Source organism: Solibacillus sp. FSL W7-1472, from assembly GCF_037969775.1.
In the GTDB taxonomy this organism is placed as follows: Bacteria; Bacillota; Bacilli; order Bacillales_A; family Planococcaceae; genus Solibacillus; species Solibacillus silvestris.
The window spans coordinates 2,139,028-2,161,522 of record NZ_CP150208.1 but is presented as its reverse complement, the minus strand read 5'-3'; the positions used below and the strand labels follow the sequence as shown (position 1 = coordinate 2,161,522).

General features: G+C 37.4%; 16 protein-coding genes and 1 pseudogene. 13 read left to right on the top strand and 4 right to left on the bottom strand.

Going from position 1 to position 22,495, the window contains the following annotated elements:
• The first annotated feature begins 2 nt into the window (after positions 1-2).
• The 4 genes from MKY07_RS10655 to MKY07_RS10640 all read left to right on the top strand — a co-directional run bounded on the left by MKY07_RS10655 (position 3) and on the right by MKY07_RS10640 (position 5,638).
• Entirely contained in the window at positions 3-1,316 is a 1,314-nt protein-coding gene (locus tag MKY07_RS10655; protein ID WP_339262043.1) for a D-serine ammonia-lyase, read from the top strand.
• Between the two features lie 14 nt (positions 1,317-1,330).
• Complete coding sequence (locus tag MKY07_RS10650; protein ID WP_339262041.1) at positions 1,331-2,950, top strand: D-aminoacylase; 1,620 nt, start codon at positions 1,331-1,333, stop codon at positions 2,948-2,950.
• A 14-nt stretch (positions 2,951-2,964) separates the two neighbouring features.
• Complete coding sequence (locus MKY07_RS10645) at positions 2,965-4,605, top strand: amidohydrolase (protein ID WP_339262039.1); 1,641 nt, start codon at positions 2,965-2,967, stop codon at positions 4,603-4,605.
• 646 nt (positions 4,606-5,251) lie between these two features.
• Positions 5,252-5,638, top strand: coding sequence for a hypothetical protein (locus MKY07_RS10640; RefSeq protein ID WP_014823626.1), 387 nt, complete (start codon positions 5,252-5,254; stop codon positions 5,636-5,638).
• Positions 5,639-5,840: 202 nt separating this feature from the next.
• Here the strand turns inward: MKY07_RS10640 and cydC are convergent, their stop codons facing one another.
• Together cydC and cydD are read right to left on the bottom strand one after the other, a co-directional pair.
• Complete coding sequence (gene cydC, locus MKY07_RS10635; RefSeq protein WP_339262036.1) at positions 5,841-7,502, bottom strand: thiol reductant ABC exporter subunit CydC; 1,662 nt, start codon at positions 7,500-7,502, stop codon at positions 5,841-5,843.
• A complete protein-coding gene (gene cydD / locus MKY07_RS10630) occupies positions 7,502-9,205 on the bottom strand; it encodes a thiol reductant ABC exporter subunit CydD (protein ID WP_339262034.1) in 1,704 nt (567 codons plus the stop codon). The genes cydC and cydD overlap by 1 nt, the downstream gene beginning before the upstream one ends.
• A gap of 195 nt (positions 9,206-9,400) precedes the next feature.
• Here cydD and MKY07_RS10625 point away from each other — a divergent pair, with 195 nt between their 5' ends.
• From MKY07_RS10625 to MKY07_RS10615, 3 genes and pseudogenes are all read left to right on the top strand, one after another.
• On the top strand, positions 9,401-10,735 hold the full coding sequence (locus tag MKY07_RS10625; protein ID WP_339264642.1) for a cytochrome ubiquinol oxidase subunit I: 1,335 nt from the start codon (positions 9,401-9,403) through the stop codon (positions 10,733-10,735).
• Positions 10,735-11,763, top strand: coding sequence for a cytochrome d ubiquinol oxidase subunit II (locus tag MKY07_RS10620; RefSeq protein ID WP_339262032.1), 1,029 nt, complete (start codon positions 10,735-10,737; stop codon positions 11,761-11,763). The genes MKY07_RS10625 and MKY07_RS10620 overlap by 1 nt, the downstream gene beginning before the upstream one ends.
• 357 nt (positions 11,764-12,120) lie before the next feature.
• Positions 12,121-12,533 (top strand): annotated as a pseudogene (locus MKY07_RS10615) (hypothetical protein).
• 205 nt (positions 12,534-12,738) lie between these two features.
• Here the strand turns inward: MKY07_RS10615 and MKY07_RS10610 are convergent.
• Complete coding sequence (locus MKY07_RS10610; protein ID WP_339262030.1) at positions 12,739-13,929, bottom strand: oxalate decarboxylase family bicupin; 1,191 nt, start codon at positions 13,927-13,929, stop codon at positions 12,739-12,741.
• A gap of 545 nt (positions 13,930-14,474) precedes the next feature.
• Between MKY07_RS10610 and MKY07_RS10605 the strand changes: the two genes are divergently transcribed.
• Positions 14,475-15,053 carry a nonribosomal peptide synthetase gene (locus MKY07_RS10605; RefSeq protein ID WP_339262028.1) on the top strand — a complete coding sequence of 193 codons (579 nt, stop codon included), beginning with the start codon at positions 14,475-14,477 and terminating at the stop codon, positions 15,051-15,053.
• A gap of 95 nt (positions 15,054-15,148) precedes the next feature.
• The gene (locus MKY07_RS10600; RefSeq protein ID WP_014823629.1) at positions 15,149-15,637 is read left to right on the top strand and encodes a GNAT family N-acetyltransferase; all 489 of its coding nucleotides are present in this window, start codon (positions 15,149-15,151) and stop codon (positions 15,635-15,637) included.
• A 436-nt stretch (positions 15,638-16,073) separates the two neighbouring features.
• Here MKY07_RS10600 and MKY07_RS10595 read toward each other — a convergent pair whose 3' ends face one another.
• Positions 16,074-16,769 carry a LuxR C-terminal-related transcriptional regulator gene (locus tag MKY07_RS10595; RefSeq protein WP_231918660.1) on the bottom strand — a complete coding sequence of 232 codons (696 nt, stop codon included), beginning with the start codon at positions 16,767-16,769 and terminating at the stop codon, positions 16,074-16,076.
• A 198-nt stretch (positions 16,770-16,967) separates the two neighbouring features.
• Between MKY07_RS10595 and MKY07_RS10590 the strand changes: the two genes are divergently transcribed.
• From MKY07_RS10590 to MKY07_RS10575, 4 genes are all read left to right on the top strand, one after another.
• A complete protein-coding gene (locus MKY07_RS10590; RefSeq protein ID WP_339262025.1) occupies positions 16,968-17,909 on the top strand; it encodes an alpha/beta hydrolase in 942 nt (313 codons plus the stop codon).
• An 80-nt stretch (positions 17,910-17,989) separates the two neighbouring features.
• Positions 17,990-19,603 (top strand): NAD(P)/FAD-dependent oxidoreductase, encoded by a 1,614-nt coding sequence (locus tag MKY07_RS10585; protein ID WP_339262023.1) that lies wholly within the window; start codon positions 17,990-17,992, stop codon positions 19,601-19,603.
• 15 nt (positions 19,604-19,618) lie between these two features.
• The gene (locus tag MKY07_RS10580; protein ID WP_339262021.1) at positions 19,619-21,115 is read left to right on the top strand and encodes an aldehyde dehydrogenase family protein; all 1,497 of its coding nucleotides are present in this window, start codon (positions 19,619-19,621) and stop codon (positions 21,113-21,115) included.
• A 13-nt stretch (positions 21,116-21,128) separates the two neighbouring features.
• Complete coding sequence (locus tag MKY07_RS10575; protein WP_008403940.1) at positions 21,129-22,181, top strand: alcohol dehydrogenase catalytic domain-containing protein; 1,053 nt, start codon at positions 21,129-21,131, stop codon at positions 22,179-22,181.
• Positions 22,182-22,495 lie beyond the last annotated feature (314 nt).

Below are 22,495 nucleotides of genomic sequence, written 5' to 3'. Positions count from 1 at the left end.
ATTTGGGGAAGAACGAAACGATTAATATAGAGTATTTAGAAAATAGTTATCCAGAGATCCAACAATTAAAAAATGAAGAAACCTTCCTTTGGAGTAATTCGAACTATTATTCGCTCCCTACCAGTCTAGTCGGGGGAATGGATGAAGAAATTATGCTGGAATCAAAGGAACGATTTGAGCGATTTAGAGCAGTATTGCAACAGTTATTTCCTCCATTAGAAGTTACAAAGGGCAGGATTGAATCGCCCCTTCATTCATTAACTTCAATGGTTGCACAACTTGAAGAAATCTATGAAACACCTATTAAAGGAAAAGTACTCTTAAAGAGAGATGACCTACTACCTATTGCTGGCTCTATAAAAGCAAGAGGGGGGTTCCATGAAGTGTTAACTTTTGCAGAAAAACTTGCTATCGAGCATGGAATCATCCGAGATAAGCAAGATTCTTATTCACTTTTAATTAGTGAAAAAGCAAAGGACCTGTTCAGTCAATATACCATTGCTGTTGGTTCAACAGGAAATCTTGGACTTAGTATCGGTTTAATTGGTTCCGCTTTAAACTTCAATGTTGTTGTTCATATGTCAAGTGACGCAAAAGAGTGGAAAAAACAGCGACTTCGAAATATTGGTGTAATTGTTATTGAGCACGATGCAGACTTCTCAAAAGTAGTGGAAGTTGCTAGAGCTGAATGTGCTCAAAATCCAAAAGCTTATTTTGTAGATGATGAGACTTCGAAACTATTGTTCGCTGGATATTCGGTTGCTGCTCTTGAGTTAAAAGAACAGTTAGAGGCGCAAAATATACCAGTAGATTCAAGGCATCCACTGCATGTTTATTTACCATGTGGAGTTGGTGGAGGACCGGGTGGAATTACTTTTGGTATGAAACTAATTTTTGGAGAACATGTTCATTGTTATTTTGCCGAGCCTACTCAGTCACCAAGTATGCTCCTAGGGATGATTACCCAATTACATGATGAAATATCTGTATACGATATTAATCTATCCAATAAAACAGAAGCAGATGGTTTAGCTGTTGGAAGAGCATCCGTGTTTGTAGGTAAAATCATGAACTCAATCCTAGCGGGTGTCTATACAGTAAAGGATGCAGAATTATATAGACTACTAAATCGTTTGTATAAAGTGGAGGGAATCTTTTTAGAACCTTCCGCATTAGCTGGGATGGTGGGTCCAACTTACACTTCAAAAACCTTACAAGATATTCAAGCCACACATATTGTTTGGGCGACTGGTGGAAGTATCATCCCAGATGAGATTAAAACTATGTATCTCGAGAAAAGTGAAGCTTTTAAATAAAGAGAAGAAAGTAGATGAGGATTATGTTAGATATTCTGATTAAGAACGGGAAAGTATATGACGGAACTGGTAATCCATTCACACTGCTAGATATAGGAATAAAAGATGGGAAGATTGTTAAGTTAGAAAGAAATATGAAGTTCGGGGCGAAACGGGAAATTGATGCGAAAGGTCTATCTGTTTCACCAGGGTTCATTGATACTCATGTTCACTCTGATCTACTTTGGACAAAGCCTGATATTCATCAAATTAAGGTTAAAAAAGGCGTTACAACTGAGCTATTTGGTCAAGACGGTATTGCTGTGGCACCGGTTTCGAATGAAACACGTCCACTATGGCAAGCCCAGTTGAAAGGGTTAGACGGAGATATTGGTGATTGGCCATGGGATTCGGTTGAAAGTTATTTGCAACACATAAATGAAAGGAAAAGTCTTACGAATGTTGCTTTTCTAGTACCCCACGGAAATGTTCGTACACTCGTGATGGGATTTGAAAAAAGAGAATCTACTGTAGAAGAACAAATCGAGATGCGCAAGCTGGTAGAAAAGGCAATGGAAGAAGGTGCGGTTGGCTTTTCTACCGGTTTAGTGTATCCACCAAACAGCTTTTGTGCAACGGACGAATTAATTGAGATATGTAAAGGTGTAGCAAAGTATGATGGTTGTTTCGTCGTCCATATGAGAAATGAAAGTTTCAATATCATGGAAGCTTTAGACGAAATGATCGAAGTATCAACACAATCAGGAGTTCGTTTGCACTTATCTCATTTTAAAGTGATTGGTGTAAGAAATCGTGAAAATTATCAATATCTACTAGAAAAGATAAACGAAGCTCGTCTTCAAGGAATTGAAATTACCTTTGATCAATACCCGTATACAGCTGCTTCGACAGTCTTTAGTGCGATTTTACCCCCGTGGGCACATGATGGGGGGGCGGAAATGATGCTTTCACGTTTGAAGAATTTATCTGACCGTGAAAAGATAAAAGAGGATTTTGCCAGTAATTTAACCTTTGAAAATTGGGTGTATAACTGTGGGTGGGAGAATATTATTATATCTTCTATAGGTGCGGAAGAATTTAAGCTATTTGAAGGGAAAAGTGTAAAAGAAATAGCAGACATTAAATCAATACCACCTGATGAGATGGCGATGGACCTTTTAGTTACAGCAAATGCAAATGTAACGATGGTCGTTCACTGGGGACTAGAAGAAGATATTGTAAAGCTAATGAAAAGTTCCTACCATATAGTTGGTTCAGATAGTATTTTTGGTGGAAAACCACACCCACGATTATATGGAACTCAACCTAGGATACTAGGGCGCTATGTACGTGAATTAAACATACTAACATTAGAAGAAGCCATTCATCATATGACAGGTTCACCAGCACAGTTGTTGAGATTAAAAGATCGAGGGCTAATTAAAGAAGGTTACTATGCAGATATCGTTATTTTTGATCCAGAAAATATAAGTGATCAAGCAACGTTCACCGATCCTTTACAAGAACCTACAGGAATCCAGTATGTACTTGTAAATGGAGAAGTTTGTAAAGAAGAGAACAGTGTTTTTATTGAATCACTTCACGGAAAAGTTATAAAAAGTGAAGTTTTTGAAAATATCACAACAATAAAATAAGGAGTGGGATGGACATGAAAGCCGATTTAATCTTTATTAATGGAGAAGTTATTACTGTGGATGATCAGAATCGTATTGTGGACTGTGTAGCCATTAAAGCAAATCAAATCATTGCAACAGGGTCCTATAATGATATTGAACATACCATTACTCAAGATACAAAAGTGTTTGACCTAGAAGGTAAATCGCTCTTACCAGGATTTATTGATGCACATGCTCACTTCACGATCTATGGAACAAATTCCTTAGGAGTAGACTGTACTTCTTCCGGTATTCAATCGATTCAAGATTTACTTGAAGCGATTCAAAAAAAATGCATGGAAACGCCAAAGGGACAATGGGTGAGAGCGACAGGATTCAATGAGCATACTATAGCTGAAAAACGTTATCCAACCAGAGAAGAGTTAGATTCTATTTCAAAGGACCATCCGATTATTCTTATCCGTAAGTGTAACCATTTTTCCTTTGTAAATAGTAAGGGACTAGAAGTAGCAAATATTGATTCAACAACGAAAGATCCGAATGGAGGCATATTTGAAAGACTTGCTGATGGAAGACTAACAGGGAAATTAATCGAAAATGCACATATGCAAATGCTTGAATATGCAAATTTTACAAAAGAAGAATTAAGAAAAGGGTTGAAACTTGCTTCAAAAGAGTTTATTAAAGCTGGAATTACAAGTGTTCATGATGCAGGTGCCTACGGTGATGGCGCGGATACATTTCGAATCATGCAAGAAGCGGTGAATGCCAAGGAAATAGATGTAAGAATCTATGCATTCGTTTGTTCCTTAACGAATTCCCATTTATTTGTAAGTAAAATGAGCGAATCGGGTGCAATCACAGGGTTAGGGAATGAAAGGTTCAGAATAGGTCCTGCTAAGTTATTTACTGATGGTGCTAGTGTTGGACCAACCATTGCTACACGCGAAACCTATTCCCATGACCAAAATAATTTTGGACTTTTGTATTATAGTCAAGAGGAATTAAATGAAATTCTTGGCAATGCCCATGCAAAAGGGTTCCAAGTAACTGCTCACGCGCAAGGGGACCGTGCAATTGAAATGCTTCTAGATTGTATTGAAAAAGCTTTAGAAAATCAACCAAGAGAGAACCACCGTCACAGAATCGAACATGCTGGGATTGCTTCTCCTGATCTGCAACGCCGAATGAAAGAGTTAGGAGTTGTACCCATTCCTAATCCAGCATTTATTTATGTTAATGGTGACAAATATAGTGAGTATTACGGTGATCGAGTGAATGTGATGTATCCTTGTTGGGACTATATCGAGCAAGACATTATTGCTGCATACGGTTCAGATGCACCAGTGATTACATTAAATCCACTTCTAGGAATTCATGCGGCAGTCAATCGCCAAGCGTGGAATGGACAACCAATCGGAAATCGTCAAAAAGTAAGCGTATTAGATGCGATTCGGGGCTACACAATCAACGGAGCCTACGCAAGCTTTGAGGAAAACATTAAGGGAAGCATCGAAATTGGAAAACTTGCAGACTTTGTTGTTCTAAGCGAAAGCATTTTAGATTGTGATTTAAATAAGATTAAAGATTTACAGGTTGTACTTACAGTAGTTGATGGTGAAATTTTATATGATCCGAATTCCCAAAGAGAAACTGTTGAATCTGCTGTTTGATAGACCAAAAGGAGCTATAAGGACTAGATTCCATAAAGGTATAAGTAAAGGAGGTAAGGAAAAACCGTCGTAAAGATAAAATGTGACTAAAGATAAACTTAGTTTATTACTTAATAAATTATAGATTTCCTGGTTTTCATCCATGTAATATAGTTATCATGGTTATCCTATAATTTCTTAAAATAGTAAAAACCCTGTAGACATTAGTGTTATCAAACGTTACTGTCGACAGGGTTTTCATGTTTTTCGTGTAAATTAAATAATTCTGTGAGAATTCTGTTAGCATATTAGTAAGCAAGTATCTGTTACGATGATAACGATAAAGGGTCATTTTTAAATTCTCTAGGTTATAAATGTGTACATTAATAAACGTCTGTTTTCATTAATTGAATAATTATAAAAACGGGTCGAAGCACCTCTTTTTCTGTATTATCTATATTCTGTCTAAGTAGGTAGGGTTTTATATTATCTAATGCTTAGCAATTGGGAAAGGCCAATCGACTTATAATCTAAACGAGCAAAAGTTTTGGCTAATTTGAGAGGAACTAAAATGCCAAAAACCAACAGGATAAAAAACTTTACGACCGACCGTATTAGTAATTGCGAAAATAGGGTATATGTTAGATGTAATATAGGGGGAGTAAAGATGAAACTTGAATTTTTAAAAGTTGAAAAAATCGTAGAAACAGATAAAAACAAAATCATTTATATTCCAGCTGGGGGCATCCAGTTTGGTTTTAAAAATAAAATCATTTCTTTAAAGGATCCATTACGAATTGGTATGACACATGGGGGCAGCTTCCTCAATGTTGTTCGCTACATCGATTTCGTAGTTTACGATGACCTATCAATCTATACAACAGGTGAGATTAAGCGTGAGAGCTTATTTGGCATCGTAGCGAATGAAGAAGTGCTATTAGCCATCCATAAAGAGCTGACTAAAAGTAGCAAGGAAGTTCCGTCTTTCAAGCCATTGGATGTTAAAGAAATTTTGAGCCGTGAATTTGAAGATGCTCATAAACAGACGAGTTAATTTCCAGATTAAATACTTCATAATTGTTTCTGAACTATACTGTTGCAAATTGTGTAATACATAAATATTGAAATTGAAGAGAAAGGGATATATCCAAAGTTCAGATTTAGGTAATTTTTAAATAAAGTTTCGTATGTTAAACAAAGCTGTTGTCTATAAATAGACAACAACTCCATTTTATTTTTTGATTTTTTATATATTTTTACTGATTAAGCATCTTATAATAAAGTCCTTTTTCAGCCAGCAATTGTTGATGTGAACCGCATTCGGCAATTTTGCCTTGGAGCATTACACAGATTCGGTCAAACTGGTCCAACCTGGCCAGTGAATGGGTAACCATAACAACGGTTTTATTAAAGGCTTCCTCATGTAAGGTGTTGTACAATAATTTTTCTGTTTGAACGTCAAGGCTCGTAAACGGTTCATCCACGATCCATAAGTTACTTTCTTTTAATAATAAGCGGGCAAAGGCTAACCGCTGTTTTTCTCCACCAGACAAATTTCCGCCCTTTTCAAAAACAGGGGCTTCTAGTTTTTTGTTTAACTGCGCTTTTTCGAGTACGACTTGTAACGCTTCGTCTGATGCTTCATTGTTCGCCATTAACAGGTTGCTTTTGATTGTCCCAGAAAAGAAATGATTGTGCTGCAGCATTGTACTCATATACGCATACATCGACTGTGAACTGATCATATCAATATCAGTAGTATTGATGCGGATATCACCGGATGTTCTTTTTATTTCCTTCATTAAAAGCTGCAGCAGTGTAGTTTTGCCGCAGCCACTTGGACCAATAATGGCTATTTTCTGGCCAGCCTGAATGTTCAAGTAAAGGTGGTCAAGAGCAGGGCGGGTAGCAGCAGGATACCAATAGGAGACGTCCTGTAATTGTATTTGTTTTATAACGCCCTTTAAATGTAATGTTCCATCTTCTTCATTTTTAGAAGTAATTTCTTCAAGCTGGACAACGGCATTTTTCGTGTGTCTTGCAAAAATAGGAACGAGGGCAAGCGGTACCGCTGATTCAAATACCGTAAGTGAGATGAGAACAATTAATGAAAGGTAAACCCCCTCCAACTCTCCGGCTGAAGTTAAATAAGCTCCGACAAATACAACTGAAAAGCTTGTAAATAAAGAGATGAGCTGATTCCATAAATAAGAAGTCTGCTCCTGATTAAGCTCTTTTTTACGGGAGTTCCCGTATGCTTTATATATAACTGATAATTGCTCTGCTTTTGCTTCATTTTGATGATGCAGTATTAAATCCCTGTACCCGTAAAAGTATTCTGTAGCCAAAATCGTGAGTTCCTTTTTTTCTGAGGTACTTGTAGAATAAGGTCGGCGAAATAGTATATATGGAACGGCAATGCTTGTCAGTACAATGCCGATGAGCAAAATCAGTGAAATCCACGGAGAGAACAACAACGAAAATAATATGACGACGATAAATACAAATAGGGCGATAAAGGGTGGGTACATTACGCGTAAAAAGAAGTTTTGCAACTGCTCCACATCGCCTGTAATACGGGTCAGTAAATCACCGCTTTTATAATTGTTGAGTACATGTGCTTGCGGCAATAGTTTTTTGAAAAATTTCATTCGTACAATACTAATAAACTTAAAAGTAATGCGATGTGAAATAAAGCGTTCTGCATATTTACTCGCGGACTTTGTTACACCGAATAATTTAAGAAAGGCAGTTAAAATTAAAATGATGTAAAAAGGCGGCATGAGAGCGGCTTTTGAAATGAGAAGACCGCTTTGTGCAAATAAAGCAACAGCTGTTAAACCGCTTAATGTGCCGGCCAGTAATGCAAGTAACACATCTTTTTTATCCTGCCAAATCAATGCGACTAATTCCTGCATTACGTTGCCCTCCTTTCCGCCATTTCCTTATAATACGGATGATCTTTCAGTGTAATGGGTGTGCCAGATGTGACGATTTGTCCGTTTTCAACGATAAAAATGGTATCTGCAAATCGGATGCTTTTATACTTGTGAGCAGCAATTATAACGGTTGCCTGTTTGCTTAGCTTTTCGATAGTTGTACTGAGCAGATGCTCTGTTGCCACATCCAATCCGGCTGTTGGCTCATCAAAGAAAACGATAGAAGGCTCTTTCAGGAAAGCTCGTGCAATGGCCACACGCTGCTTTTCGCCCCCGGATAATCCGATACCCCCTTCGCCGATTACTGCAGCAAGTCCATCTGGTAAAGAGGCAACCCATTCTGTTAATTGGGCTTTTTTTAATGCGGTATAAATTTGTGTATCTGAAACTTGAAGCCCCATGCAAATATTGTCACGAAGTGTACCTGCAAAAATATAAGGGTGCTGGGAAATAAAGCTTGTTTGCGCATACCAGTCATTTGCACGGTACAATTTGCGCGGTTCACCGTTTAAATAGATAGCCCCTGAATCAAGTTCATTTAAGCTTGATAAGAGATTCAATATCGTCGTTTTCCCATGACCTGTTTTACCGATAAAAGCGGCGGTTTGTCCGGGCTGTATTGTGAATGATAGGGGGCCGATAGTAAAACCGCTGCTATAGCGAAATGTCGCATATTCAACAGAAATAGTCACCTGTCCGTTTGCTAATTTTTTTTCTCCCCACTGTACAGGTCTTTCATCTTCCTTCATCTGTTCTTCCAGTATTGCGGCAGCACCTAAACTTCCACGGCCTGTATGAAATGCTGCGCCTAATTCTTTCAACGAATTATAGTATTCAGGAGCCAATGTCAAAATAAAAAATGCCGGAGCAAAGGTCAACGTTTTAAAAACGATCATTTGAAAGCCGATTTCCAGTGCGACTAAACCAATGCCAAGTGTTGTAATGAGCTCAATAAAAAGTGTCGAGGCGAATGCAATTTTTAATACGCCGAGTGTCCGAATCATAAATGCTTCATTGCTTTCTGCTAAAATCCGCTCCTGCTGTTTACTCTGACCAAACAATCGAATCGTTTGCAGTCCTTGAAGCAAGTCAAGGAATTTACCAGAAAATCGATTCAGTGCGTCCAATTGTTCCTCTGATTTTTTCTTCGTTTGCAACCCGATGATGATATAAGTAATGGGCACGAATGGGGCAGTAACGAGCATAATCCATCCACTGTTCGGATGAATGAGAAACGCAGCAGTTAAAATCATAATAGGGACAATGACAGTCTTAATAAGCTGGGGTGTATATTCTCTATAATAACTTTCCAGTTGTTCCACTGTGTCTACAAGTAGTGTTACTTTCTCTCCGGTTTGGTATGAAGCGTGTTTTTCCATTGTAGTTGACGACCAGTGATTCATTAATCTTTCCCGAACTGTCACTTTAACATCTTCAGCCAGCATGCCGCCGATACGCCCTATAGAGTATTGAGAAGCCAGTCTGACAATAATGGCTAATAGTAATAGTAAAAAGAATACATACGTATATGAAAAAGGCTTTTTTTCCATAAAAACATGGTTGACCGTTTCTACAATGCTGTAGCTTTGCATAATAATACTTCCTCCTAAAAATAATGAGAGGACAATTAAAATAACAATTTTAAATCGGTTTGTACGCATGAAATGCTGCAGAAATGGCAAAGTATCAACTCCTCATTAGCTATACTAGTCAAATTATGTTAAAAGCAACCATCAACTATTCATTTTTTGCTTTCTGCATGTAGTGGAGAATCTTTGTTAGGAGTGCATATTAGCAGAATGGATGTTTATACTGATGTGGAGATATTAAGTAGAACTTGCACATAATTTACAGATGCTTTAAATATAGGAGGTAAAATAATGGATAACTCGGCTGTGTTTTGGAGCAGGGCGCTGACAGAGCTTACATTAACTTTTCATATTATATTTGCAACGCTTGGTGTCGGGGTGCCGCTCATCATTTTAATAGCTCAATATGTGGGTTATAAGAAAAATGATGAACACTATACATTGCTGGCGCGGAGAGTAGCTCGGGGGTTTACGATTACAGTGGCGGTAGGGGTTGTGACGGGAACCATTATTGGCTTACAGTTATCACTTTTATGGCCTCAGTTTATGGAGTTAGCTGGTCAAACAATCGCACTTCCGCTCTTCATGGAGACATTTGCGTTTTTCTTTGAAGCGATTTTTTTAGGCATTTATTTATACACATGGGATCGATTTAAAAATCCTAAATATCATATGTTGCTTCTCATTCCAGTAGCAATCGGCGCCTTCATGTCGGCTATTTTCATTACAATTGTCAATGCTTTTATGAATGCACCGAGGGGCTTTGATCTTGTTGGCGGTGAGATCATTAACATTCAACCGATTTTGGCGATGTTTACACCTGCTATGCCAACTAAAGTCGGACATGTGTTAACTTCGAGTTTTATGACCGTCGCATTTACATTAGCTGCGATTGCGGCATATAAACTGCTGAAAGGCGAGAACCATATTTATCATAAAAAATCGCTTAACCTGATGATGAAGTTGGGACTGGTTTTCTCTATAGCGACAGCAGTTGTAGGGGACTTTTCTGCTAAATATTTAGCTGAATATCAGCCGGAAAAATTAGCAGCAGCCGAGTGGCATTTTGAAACAGAAGCGGGGGCAGATTTAATCTTTTTCGGGATACTTGACGGGGATGAAGTGAAGTATGAAATTCGTATGCCGAAAGTATTGAGTTTCTTAATAAGTAATAATTTCAATACAGAAGTAACGGGGTTGAATGATTTCCCTGAAGATGAAAGACCACCGCTTATCACCCATTATTATTTTAATATTATGGTGGCAATCGGCAGTTTGATGATTTTTTTAGCACTCGGGTATGTAGTCGGAAAATGGAGAGGTTGGCAGTGGATTGCTTCCCGGTGGTTCAGGTGGCTTATCGTATTAGGCGGGCCTTTATCATTTGTAGCCATTGAAACAGGATGGTGGCTCGCAGAACAGGGACGGCAGCCCTGGATTTTATACGGGATTATGCGCACAGAGCAAGGTGCCACAACAGCGACCGGTGTCGAATGGCTGTTTATCGCATTTGCTGTTGTCTATTTAATATTAGGGATCGGAAGCGTTGTCGTATTACGAAGAATGTTTAAAAATAATCCCGTATCCAAAGAATTAGCGCTTCGTAAAGGCGGTGAACATTAATGTCATTAGAAATACTCGGGATTTTTGTTTTATGGATATTCTTGTTTGGCTACGTTATTGTCGCCTCAATTGATTTTGGTGCAGGATTTTTTAATGCATACAGTCTTTTAACTGGGAAAAATAACATTTTGTCAAAAATAATTAAACGCTACTTATCACCGGTATGGGAAATTACCAATGTATTTTTAGTATTTTTCTTTGTTGGTATCGTAGGATTTTTTCCGCAAACCGCCTATTATTACGGCACCATTCTGTTAGTTCCTGTTTCGATTGCTCTAATCCTGCTCGCAATCCGGGGGAGCTACTATGCGTTTGAATCCTACAGTGGATTGAGGGGACATAAAGGTTACGCGACGGCATACGGAATAGCAGGGTTATTGATCCCGGCCTCGTTATCGGTCGTATTGGCGATTTCAGAGGGTGGATTTGTCACAATAGAGGGAACAGGACCAAAACTTGACTATAGCGCGTTATTTACAAGTCCACTGGCTTGGTCAATTGTCGTATTAAGTCTTACTGCTGTTCTGTATATTTCCGCAGTGTTTTTAAATTGGTATGCCAATAAGGCAGGGGATATTAAGGCAAGTGAATTGATGCGTAAATACGCACTGATTTGGGCAATTCCTTTAATCGTCAGTGCCATGGGGATCATTTTGGAAATGCGTGCCACAAATAATTGGCACTATCAAAATATACTGAATCTTACTGGGCTATTTATCGTATCAGGCATTTTATTTATACTAACAATCTGGCTAATTTGGAGGAAGAAGCACTATGGTCTATCGGTTGTCGTAATGATTTTACAGTTTGCCACAGCGTTCTTTGCTTATGGTATATCGCATTATCCTTACCTTCTTTACCCTTATTTAACGATTCACGACAGTTTTACAAATGAATCGATGGCCATCGCTCTTGTGTTAGCTTTTATCGCTGGACTTTGTTTACTCATTCCATCGATGTATTTAGTATTTAAATTATTTATTTTTCATAAGGGCTATATTACCGGGGAAGACGAAACACATGTATAGGGAGTGACTTCTATGATGGATTTTTTAATTTTCTACGCCCCATTTATAGTCGTGTTCATCTCTGTACTCGCAGCATTTGTAATAGCGGTGAAGACGGAGACATATTAATTGCAGCATTTAGTATGAAACATAGCTAGAACCTGGGACAGAAACCAAAAACATCATTTTTCTTTGAGGGGAAAATGGTGTTTTTCTACTGTGTGCAAAATTGCATTTTATTATGGTTTGATACAAATATGATGAAATATGGTTATTGAATTAACTTGCCTGATGGTCGTTCTGTTAAAAATCTGTAAAACAGTACGGAAATTATAGATTTTTTAATATTCAACAATTGGACAAATGGAGGGGAATGAAATGAAAGAGGGGGGGGAAGCAGTGCCGTATTGTAAAGTTCGTCAGGCAGAGATTTATTATGAAGAAATAAGTGAAGGTAAACCTATTTTAATGATACACGGATGTACACCTGATCACAGACTAATGAGTGGTTGTATGGAGCCAATATTTACTTTAAGGAGAGATGGAGAAGGATATATATTGACCTACCTGGAATGGGGGTAACAAAGAATTATAACGATATTAGTAGCTCTGATGATATGAAACAAGATTCTTCTGTTGGTTACAAAGATGCAATTAACATAATGGATTATTATCCAAGAGGGTCATTTGCAATATTAGATATTGCAGGCCATAATTTACAAATTGAACAGCCTCAACTATTTAGTTCTTTAGTAAACGAATGGTTAGATAGAACAGAGGAAATATTATAAGAATTTGAAAAAAAGCTTGTTCAGATGCAATTTTTTAGAAAGTAGTTGTGCCATTCAATAAAAAAAAGCCTACAAACATTGATATACCAATGCTTATAGGCTTTTAGCAATGTCTCGACAGATCAGTTATTTGTATAAATTGAATATCCATTTACAGCTAAATAAATTAGAGGTAAAAAATTTTTCTTTCACGTATTTTATTTGGCTATTCAGTATCTTGATAAGTATACCCTGGGAATTTAACAACAGCCCATTTCTCTTTACGTAACGAGTCCATTAATTCTGGTCCTACATTTAAGTTGCTACTAACGATTTGTTTAGGGACCAGCGCCATCCATTGTGTTAATGAAATATCCGCATAGTTGGGACTTTTAAATACTTCTATATACCATAGGGTTTCATTGCCTGTGTTCTGAATATAATGTCCATAACAAAAAGGGATGTAGCCTACATCTCCTGCCCTCACATCAAAAGTTCGAGCAACCCCGTTAGCGGCGTATGCTGTCATCCGGCCTTGACCAGACAAGAAATATTGGAATTCATCATTATTTGGATGCCAGTGTAATTCCCTCATAGCTCCTGGTAGAATTTCAACAAGTGCAATTGACATATCGTGTGCAACTGGGAAATTCGTTGAATCTGCAATACGAACTGATCCTCCTGGTGAAAGAATTGGCTCCTGACCAAGCAAACTATGTGTAAAATTTCTTGTACCGAACGGATCTGGAATTGCAACTTCCTCAATAGGTCCTGGAACCTCTCCTTGATAAATATATTTTTCCTGCCTAGGAATATTTCGGAAGGCACTCTCAGGTACCCCAAAATTGGACGATAGAACCTCTTTAGGGGTATGAGCAAACCAGTCGGAAATTGTGAACGTATCTAAATCTGAAAACATACCATTGTCAAACATTAATAAAAATTCACAGCCCTCTTCAAGTCCTTGAATGGAATGGGGAATTCCTGGAGGAAAATACCATAAATCACCCACTCCTACATCGGCAATAAAGTTTTTTCCATTCTGATCGACCGCGGTAATTCTTGCTCTTCCTACGGTCATAAAACAAAATTCCACCTCTTTATGCCAATGTAACTCTCTTACACCGCCAGGAGTTAAACGCATATTAACGCCAGCAATCGTTGTCGCAACTGGCAGCTCACGCATCGAAATTTGTCTCGACCAGCCACCATATTTTAAAGTCATATGTGTATCGGAAAAAGAAAAGCGTAGATTCGGCACCGTTCCCGCATCTGTTTCAGGTGGTACAAGCATATTTGGATTTTCTAATGCGCGTAAAATATCACGTGGCCCAGGATCAGTCGCACCGGCTCCGTCTTCCCGAATCGGTTCAGGAATTTCGTCAGCAGTAATCCTGAATTCAAATGGTTCAGACAAACATTTACCTCCTATAAAAGAATATGCATCATGGCAATTCTATGTTGAAATTAGAGGAAACAGAACTTAGACGCAAAATCAATTCCCTAGAATAAATTTTGGAGATTTAGAAAAACGACTTCAACAATCTGACCCTTTCCTTGAATAAGGAAAGGGTCTTTTTCTATTAAGGGTCAGATTGTTGACTAATATTCTATTATAAATTGTTAATATACGAAGCTGTGGGAATTCTCCTATAAAAAATTCCAAAAGTGTATAATGAGTTTGTTAGAATATTGCATCTGAAACAAGAGCAAGAGGATGTGTCAATGATGTGGGAACAAAAATCAATTGAAACACCTAGTGGGACTTTTGGATATTTTGTAAAGGGAAGCGGTCAGCCACTTGTATAACGCATTATTCCATGACTTTTTATAAAAATGGTAATTGGTTTGCTTCTTCATTCACGAAACATTATCAAGTATTTTTAATTGATGTCCGAGGTGCCGGTAATTCACCTGTCATTGAAGCGGATTCTAGATTACCTGAAGAAAGGATTGACTGATATGCAATGGAGTAAGACCAAATCATTACTTGAAAGTTTTCTCAGTGATAAGTTACAAGGAAGAATCAAAATATACGCAACTGTATATCGGAAATTTCATGATAGTCCAAGCAGAGTCTGGATTACATTTGATAACAAAGAAATTATAAGTGCATCTGATACTATTTATGAAAAAAAACACGAAGAATTGTATCGTAAGATAAAAAAGGAAGAAAACCTAAAAGACATTCCATTCAACGAAAATTGGCATGTAATGTTCAATTCTCCTGAACGACAAGAATTATTAACAGCATCTGATAATGTAGAAAAATGGATGATAAACCAAAATATTTTTAACAGTTATCATTTTTATCGATCTTTTATGAAATATAGTTCTTTGACCATTGATGAAGCATTAAATTCCGAAATTATAATAATACGGGCATATGCAATGCTGGATAGAAGGCTAGGCAAAAGAAGGATAAAAAAATTGAACTTTAGCATCGAGGACACTCATCCATTAATTTTAGACTTTTATAAAATACGATGTGACGTAGAAGGAATCTCATTAATAAACCATGAGACTTTATCAAAATTATAAATAGAATCGTAATTGTAATTATTTGTTGGGCTGCTTTTATTGATTTACTTTCATGAGTACAAAAATAATAGAAATAGGGAAGGAGTTTTTACAAAATGCCAATTTCTTTAGTGCCAATTTTAGAATCAGAAAAAACTATTTTAAGAAACCTTTACTCATTGTATCTACATGATCTTTCAAAGTTCTCTTCAATGATTGACCTTGGAATAGACGGTTCTTTCAAATATGAAAGCCTGGATAAATTCTGGGACATTGATGGAATTTCACCGTATTTTATTAAATTGGAGGGGAGTATTATAGGTTTTATCTTACTATTGGAACGGCCGTTTTTGACTGAGGAGAATGATTTAGTGATAAATGATTTTTTTATAATTAATAAGTACAAGGGGAAAGGAGTAGCAGCACAAGCCGCAGCAAAATTATTTGAAGCGAAACAAGGACAATATTTTGTGATACAAGTTATTGAAAATAAACGTGCTGTTTCATTTTGGAGAAATTTATATATTGAATTAAACATTAACATTAATGAAAAACAAGAATTAATTGATGGTGAGCAATGTTTAATTCAAACATTTAAGATATGAATCATTAAACGTATCGACTAATAACACACAATAATCCCAATGAAATAGGGTAACAGATTTAGGCTAGAGGAAGTAGTCGTCCCTTTTTAAAGATATCGATAGTTAAATCCGACGGCACAATCATAAAATGTAGGTTTTCTCCGTCTGAACCTGCTGCACCTTCTCCATTATAATAACTAAACTTGCCCTCTCTAACTGTTTCAGCCTCAGCCCTTTGAAGGGGCTGAGGTGGAATTGGCTCCAATATTATGTGATAGATAGATCTCCAGGTTCTGGAATTTTACTTTATGATAGTATCAGAGTTAAAAAACCGAATACAAACGGTTTCAGTACTTCGCTTGGCTCATTAACTTTAAATATATAAGAAATTGGCGCACCAAAGACCTTATTTTCAAAAATGGATATGAGAATTGTTCGTTCATTAAAATCTAATTGTCTAAGTCAAAATCCTCTTTTGGAATAAAAATGCCACTGCATGTGTTCGATTTGACGTATTTGTTTTTGACATGACACTTTTAATATATTGTTTAATGGTCGTTTCACTAATTTCTAATAGGTGGGCGATTTGTTTTGAACTATAACCAAACGCAACGCATTTCATGACCTCAAATTCTCTTTTGGATAGTTTGATTTCATTGTTTTCTACATAGCATGGATGATTAAATAACATTTCTCCTACTTGACTACTAAATAAATTTGCTTCCATTAATAATTGAGGGTCAAAGTTTTTATGGAAATGGGTACCCAAAAAGTATCCAACAACTACATGATTAAATGTAATCGGTACAACCAAGAGTGAATTTTGGTTTTCAGCGATAATATATTTTCTTGGGATATTTAAATGAAAATCATTGCTTTCAAAATATTGCGCACTTTTCTTTTGGATTGCCTCAAAAATGGCTGGAATCGTAGTTACATCATCACGAATGGATGAAATACATTTAAATTCATTTGTATTAGCACAAACAATACCTTCCGCTAAATGATCAATGGGAGAATATCGGAAAAGCATTGTTTCTTCTATTGAAAAGGTCGATAGGAAACATTCTATTATCATTTTAATTTTTCTATCTACGTTTTCTACGGAATTAATTTTAGCTAAGTTTTGTTCCCAAGTATTCCTTTCAATCACCAAAAAGAGCACCCCTTTTATATAAAAACGGTTTATTAGTTTTATATATGCTTCCCATACTCCGAAAAATCATAAAAAATCCATTCTTCGCCCAAAAGTATATATTATTTTCCCTAAAAGTAGGAATATCTATTAAACCGAGCAGCGAATAAAATAAAAGTGTCTTAAATTTTTATGTTAGAAAAGGGAGGAATTATAATGGCAAATTTAACTGAACAAGCAAAACAATATTTAGAGAGCTTTTACAGTGGGCCGAAAATGGAATCGTTTAATCCGGTGGAATTAAAGGCAATTATGGCACAATCTCCAGTACCCCCTCAAAATAATCTACCAAGCATTCATCAAACAGAAGATCGTTTTATTAAAGCAAAAGATGGTGAAGAAATTAGACTTCGTATTTATACACCAGAAGGAGAGGGTCCCTTCCCGGCACTTGTATACTATCACGGCGGTGGCTGGGTAATTGGTACTGTTGAGATGTTTGAAGCTGCAAACCGTTTCGTTGCTACAGAAGCTAATGCTGTTGTCGTATCGGTTGATTACCGTTTAGCACCGGAAAATCCATATCCAACTCCAATTGAAGATTGTTACGCTGCACTTGAATGGGTATTCGAACATGCAACGGATATCAATGTAGATCCAGCAAAAATTTCAGTTGGGGGCGATAGTGCAGGAGGAAATCTATCTACTGTTATTGCAAAAAAAGCATTGGATAATAATGGGCCCGCAATCCAATCTCAAGTTCTTATTTATCCAGTAACGAACTTAGAATTTGACACAGATTCATATAATGAATTTGCTCAAGGGTACGGACTTGACCGCGATCTGATGAAATGGTTTGGCATTCACTATGTTGGAAACGAAAAACTATACAATGAGCCAGATGTTTCTCCTTTAAAATATGATTCTGTAAAGGGATTACCTCCTGCAATTATTATTGCTGCAGAAAATGATGTGTTAAAAGACGAAGGGGTCGCTTATGCAGAAAAATTAAAACAAGACGGTGTGAACGTTCAGTATGAATTAATCCCGGGTGTTGTTCATGGTTACTACAGTAATATGGATTTCTTTGCGGATGAAACGAAACAAACGGCACAACTAATTGTCAATTTCATAAACAAAGTCGAACAAAAAGCGTAAAACGAGATTATGGGAATTCATGGAGTATAAAACTTCCTCAATTCCTTATAAATAAGCATAAACAAAGGGGGATCATGCTTATGGCAAATCATGTTGATGCAATCGTTATTGGTGCTGGTTTTTCTGGAATTTATATGACGTATAAGTTACGGGAAGAAGGTTTCACGGTTAAAACGCTCGAAAAAGCAGCTGGTGTTGGGGGGGTATGGTTTTTAGCACGTTATCCAGGTGCTCGTTGCGACTCTGATAGTATTTATTACAATTACATTTTCTCAGAGGAACTATATAAAAAATGGTCGTGGTCATCACGTTTTGCAGCTCAAGATGAAATTTTAAGCTATTTAAACTTTGTTGCTGATGAGTTAGACGTGAAAAAAGAAATGCAATTTAATACAGAAGTAAAGTTCGCTATTTGGGATGAGGATCAAACGAAGTGGCTTGTCACAACAGCACAAGGAGAAGTGTTTACAGCTACTTACTTGATTTCGGGCGTCGGATGTTTATCAACTTCAAGTATTCCGAATTTCCAAGGTCGTGAAAGCTTTAAAGGGGAGAGCTATCACACAGGGAATTGGCCACATACACCAGTCGACTTAAAAGGAAAGCGTGTCGGCGTGATTGGGACAGGCTCAAGTGGTGTGCAATCAATTCCTGTAATTGCCGAAGAAGCGAAGGAAGTCTATGTATTCCAACGTACCCCACAGTATTCCGTTCCAACACGGAATCGTCAATTTACAGAAGAAGAAATCGCTCAATTTAAAGAAGCGTTCTTAGATGCGCGAGAAATTATGTTAAATTCTCCTTCTGGATTACCCATTCCAAGATCGACAAGATCAGTAGTAGATACACCAGAAGAAGAGCGTATCGCAATTTTAGAAGATGCTTGGGAAAAAGGAGGCATGATTTTAAATAATGCCTTCTATGATATTGTCATTGATCCAAAGTCAAATGAGTTGGTTTCGGAATTTCTTCGAGGCAAGATTCGTGAAAAAGTGAAAAAATCTGATGTAGTCGAACATTTGCTTCCATATTACTATTACTCAACGAAACGTCCAATTTTAGATACAAATTATCATGATACGTATAACCAGGACCATGTTACATTAGTGAACTTACGACAACAGCCAATTGAGTGTATTACAGAAAACGGTATACAGACTACAGAAAAAGAATACCCACTAGACATTATCGTATTTGCTACAGGTTACGATGCGATGACAGGTACTTTATTAAAACTTGATATTAGAGGACGCAATGGCGTATCGCTTCAGGAAAAATGGGAAAATGGGGCAAAAGTTGAAACATATTTAGGGCTTGGGCTAGCAGGATTTCCAAACTTCTTCACGATTACTGGTCCACAAAGTCCATCGGTTTTAACAAATGTACCAACAGCAATCGAACAACACGTGGAATGGATTTCGGATTGTCTGAACTATTTAAGAGAACACAATGTGAAAACAATTGAGCCAACAGTAGAAGCGGAAATACAGTGGAGTAAACAATGTACAGAAATTGCCAATGGTACATTGTTTACTAAAACGGAATCCTGGTATACAGGTTCTAATATCGATGGGAAATCGCGTGACTTCTTAATTTACTTAAATGGTTTAGATAATTATCGTCAACTTTGCAATGAAGTCGCTGAACATGGCTATAAAGGTTACCAATTACAGTACGAAGAAATTAAAGCATAAACAGGGGGAGTATGATTGGTGAATACTACTTTATTGATCAATGAAAAAGTGCAAGTGTTTCTGAAGGGTACTAAAGAAATGTTTATCGATGGGAAGTGGGTTCCTGCAGTTAATGGGACTCTCTATGAATCCATTAATCCAACAACAAATGAAGTCTTAGCCAAAGTTTACGAAGGAGATGAACAAGACGTTGATCTTGCAGTAAAAGCAGCAAGACGTGCATTTGAAGATGGATGGAAAAAAACGGCACCGAGAGAACGCGCTCGACTATTAAACAAATTAGCTGACTTAGTGGAAGAAAACTTGGAAGAAATTACACAACTGGATTCGCTTGAATACGGTGGGACACTCGCTGTAGCAGGGGGCTTTGCGCAAAATGCAGTTCATCATTTGCGTTATTATGCTGGTTGGGCTACAAAACTTTATGGAGAGACAGTCGAATTAACGGGTGGCGGCAATATTCATGCGTATACAAAGCGTGAACCACTTGGTGTATGTGGACAAATTACTTCATGGAACTTCCCGGCATTAGTTGCATGCTGGAAATTAGCAGCACCTCTTGCAGCAGGGAATACCGTTGTATTAAAACCTGCCCAACAAACGTCTTTATCTACATTATATATTGGTAAGTTAGTAGAGCAAGCTGGATTCCCACCTGGTGTTGTAAATATTGTAACGGGTGCAGGCGGCAAACTTGGTGAAGCCATCACATCTCATCCGGATATCGATAAAATTGGTTTCACTGGTTCGACAGTTGTCGGCAAACGGATTATGGAGAAAGCTTCTGATTCATTGAAAAAAATTACTCTTGAGCTAGGTGGCAAGTCACCAAATATTATTTTCGCAGATGCAGATTTAAATAAAGCGGTTCCTGGTGCCATTACCGCTATTCTGATGAACACCGGGCAAGTATGCGCGGCAGGATCACGATTATATGTGGAACGTTCTGTATATGATGAAGTAAAAGAAAAACTTGTGGAAATTGCCGAAAGCTTTGTATTAGGGGACCCATTAGATCCGAATGCTCAAATGGGACCACTCGTTTCAAAAGCACAAGTTGAAACGGTTGAAAAATATGTTGAACAAGCAAGAAAAGATGGTGCCAATATTTTAACAGGTGGCAAACGACCTGAAAATCCAGAATTAGAAAAAGGCAACTTCTATCTTCCGACGATTATCGAAGGACTTGATGAAAATTGCCAGGCAGTTTATGAAGAAATTTTTGGTCCAGTACTATGCATCCTGCCATTTGATTCGATTGAGGAAGTGATTGAACGTGCCAATTCAACAGAATATGGACTGGCTTCCGGTGTATGGACAACAAACTTACAAACAGCGCACACAATGATTGAATCATTAGATGCAGGTTCCGTTTGGGTCAACGAATATTATTTAACGGATGATAATATCCCACTTACAGGATTTAAACAAAGTGGGGTTGGTTCTGAATTGGGATTAGCAGGGATTGAAGCGTATACAAAAGTAAAAAGTGTTGCCATTAAATTAGGATAAGGGGTGTACACAAATGAAAGCATTAGTAATAGAGGGTGTAAAAAAAGCATTTGTTCAAGAGGTAGCGGACCCAACAGTCGATGAAAATGGTGTCATCGTCAAAGTAAAAGCAAATGGTGTTTGTCGTAGTGACTGGCACTATTGGGCCGGGGACATTCCAATCACACAAAAAATATTAGGACATGAATTTACAGGGATAGTCGAAGAAGTAGGGAAAAATGTAAAGAACTTTAAAAAGGGCGATAACGTAATCGTACCATTCTCCGGCAGTGACGGTACTTGTCCATATTGCCAACAAGGGCATTCAAACCTTTGCAACACTTCATTTATTCCTGGTTCCACTTATGATGGCGGCTATGCAGAATATGTGGGAGTACCATTAGGAGATCGAAATATCATCCATTTACCAGAAGAAATTAGCTTCTTGGATGGTGCAGCATTAGGTTGTCGTTTAATGACTGCTTTCCATGGTATTGTTGATCGAGCAAATGTGGCGCCTGGTGAATGGGTAGTCGTTTATGGGTGTGGTGGTGTTGGGCTTAACGCTATTAATATCGCCTCATCCATTGGTGCTACGGTAATTGGCGTCGACATCAACCCTAAGAATTTAGAACTTGCAAAACAAATGGGTGCACACATTGTCATTAACAGTAAAGAAGTAGATCCAGTAGAAGCGGTAAGAGAAATTACTGGTGGTGGTGCGAACGTTTCAATTGATGCATTAGGTATTGCCGATACTTGTTTAAATGGAATCAATAGCCTGGCGAAACGAGGTCGTCATCTGCAAATAGGTGTAACGACAAAAGTGGAAGGCGGAAAAGTTGCTTTACCTATCGATCAAATGGTCATGCAAGAAATCCAATTTATCGGGACATTGGGAATGCCAAATCATCGTTTTGAATCGTTGCTTCCTTTAGTTAAGCAAGGGAAAATTACACCGGGGAAAATGATCACTGCAGAAATTGCATTATCGGATGTAACGAATATATTCGAGGAAATGAGTAATTTTAATACAACGGGAACGTATATTGTAACGGAATTTAGTAATAGTGCTGTAAGAGTATAAAATATTGACTGCTGATATTGAGGATTACGCATTATTTTTGTTCTTTTAATAAACAAAAAGGAAGGAACCTGTATTCAGGATTCTTCCTTTTTAAGCATTCTGTAACGGTTATAAAAAAAGATTCAGCTCACTATACTATTTTGTAATTATTTTGTAACAAATGTAATAGTAAAACGCTAATTTAATAAGCTTAAAATCTGTCAATAGTTTTTCAGTGGTAGTATAATTTTAGGTTGGATGATTTTATGAAATTATTAGTTATTAAACCTTTGATTTAACGGAGTTTAGTAGTGAATTGTTACTCCTCCCAGTTT

Bases quoted from the DNA above. Each gene is read 5' to 3' on its own strand.
- MKY07_RS10650 (WP_339262041.1), top strand. From the start codon at position 1,331: ATGAGGATTATGTTAGATATTCTGATTAAGAACGGGAAAGTATATGAC.
- MKY07_RS10640 (WP_014823626.1), top strand. From the start codon at position 5,252: ATGAAACTTGAATTTTTAAAAGTTGAAAAAATCGTAGAAACAGATAAA.
- MKY07_RS10600 (WP_014823629.1), top strand. From the start codon at position 15,149: ATGCCAATTTCTTTAGTGCCAATTTTAGAATCAGAAAAAACTATTTTA.
- MKY07_RS10575 (WP_008403940.1), top strand. From the start codon at position 21,129: ATGAAAGCATTAGTAATAGAGGGTGTAAAAAAAGCATTTGTTCAAGAG.
- MKY07_RS10585 (WP_339262023.1), top strand. From the start codon at position 17,990: ATGGCAAATCATGTTGATGCAATCGTTATTGGTGCTGGTTTTTCTGGA.
- MKY07_RS10605 (WP_339262028.1), top strand. From the start codon at position 14,475: ATGCAATGGAGTAAGACCAAATCATTACTTGAAAGTTTTCTCAGTGAT.
- MKY07_RS10620 (WP_339262032.1), top strand. From the start codon at position 10,735: ATGTCATTAGAAATACTCGGGATTTTTGTTTTATGGATATTCTTGTTT.
- MKY07_RS10645 (WP_339262039.1), top strand. From the start codon at position 2,965: ATGAAAGCCGATTTAATCTTTATTAATGGAGAAGTTATTACTGTGGAT.
- cydC (WP_339262036.1), bottom strand. From the start codon at position 7,502: ATGCAGGAATTAGTCGCATTGATTTGGCAGGATAAAAAAGATGTGTTA.
- MKY07_RS10590 (WP_339262025.1), top strand. From the start codon at position 16,968: ATGGCAAATTTAACTGAACAAGCAAAACAATATTTAGAGAGCTTTTAC.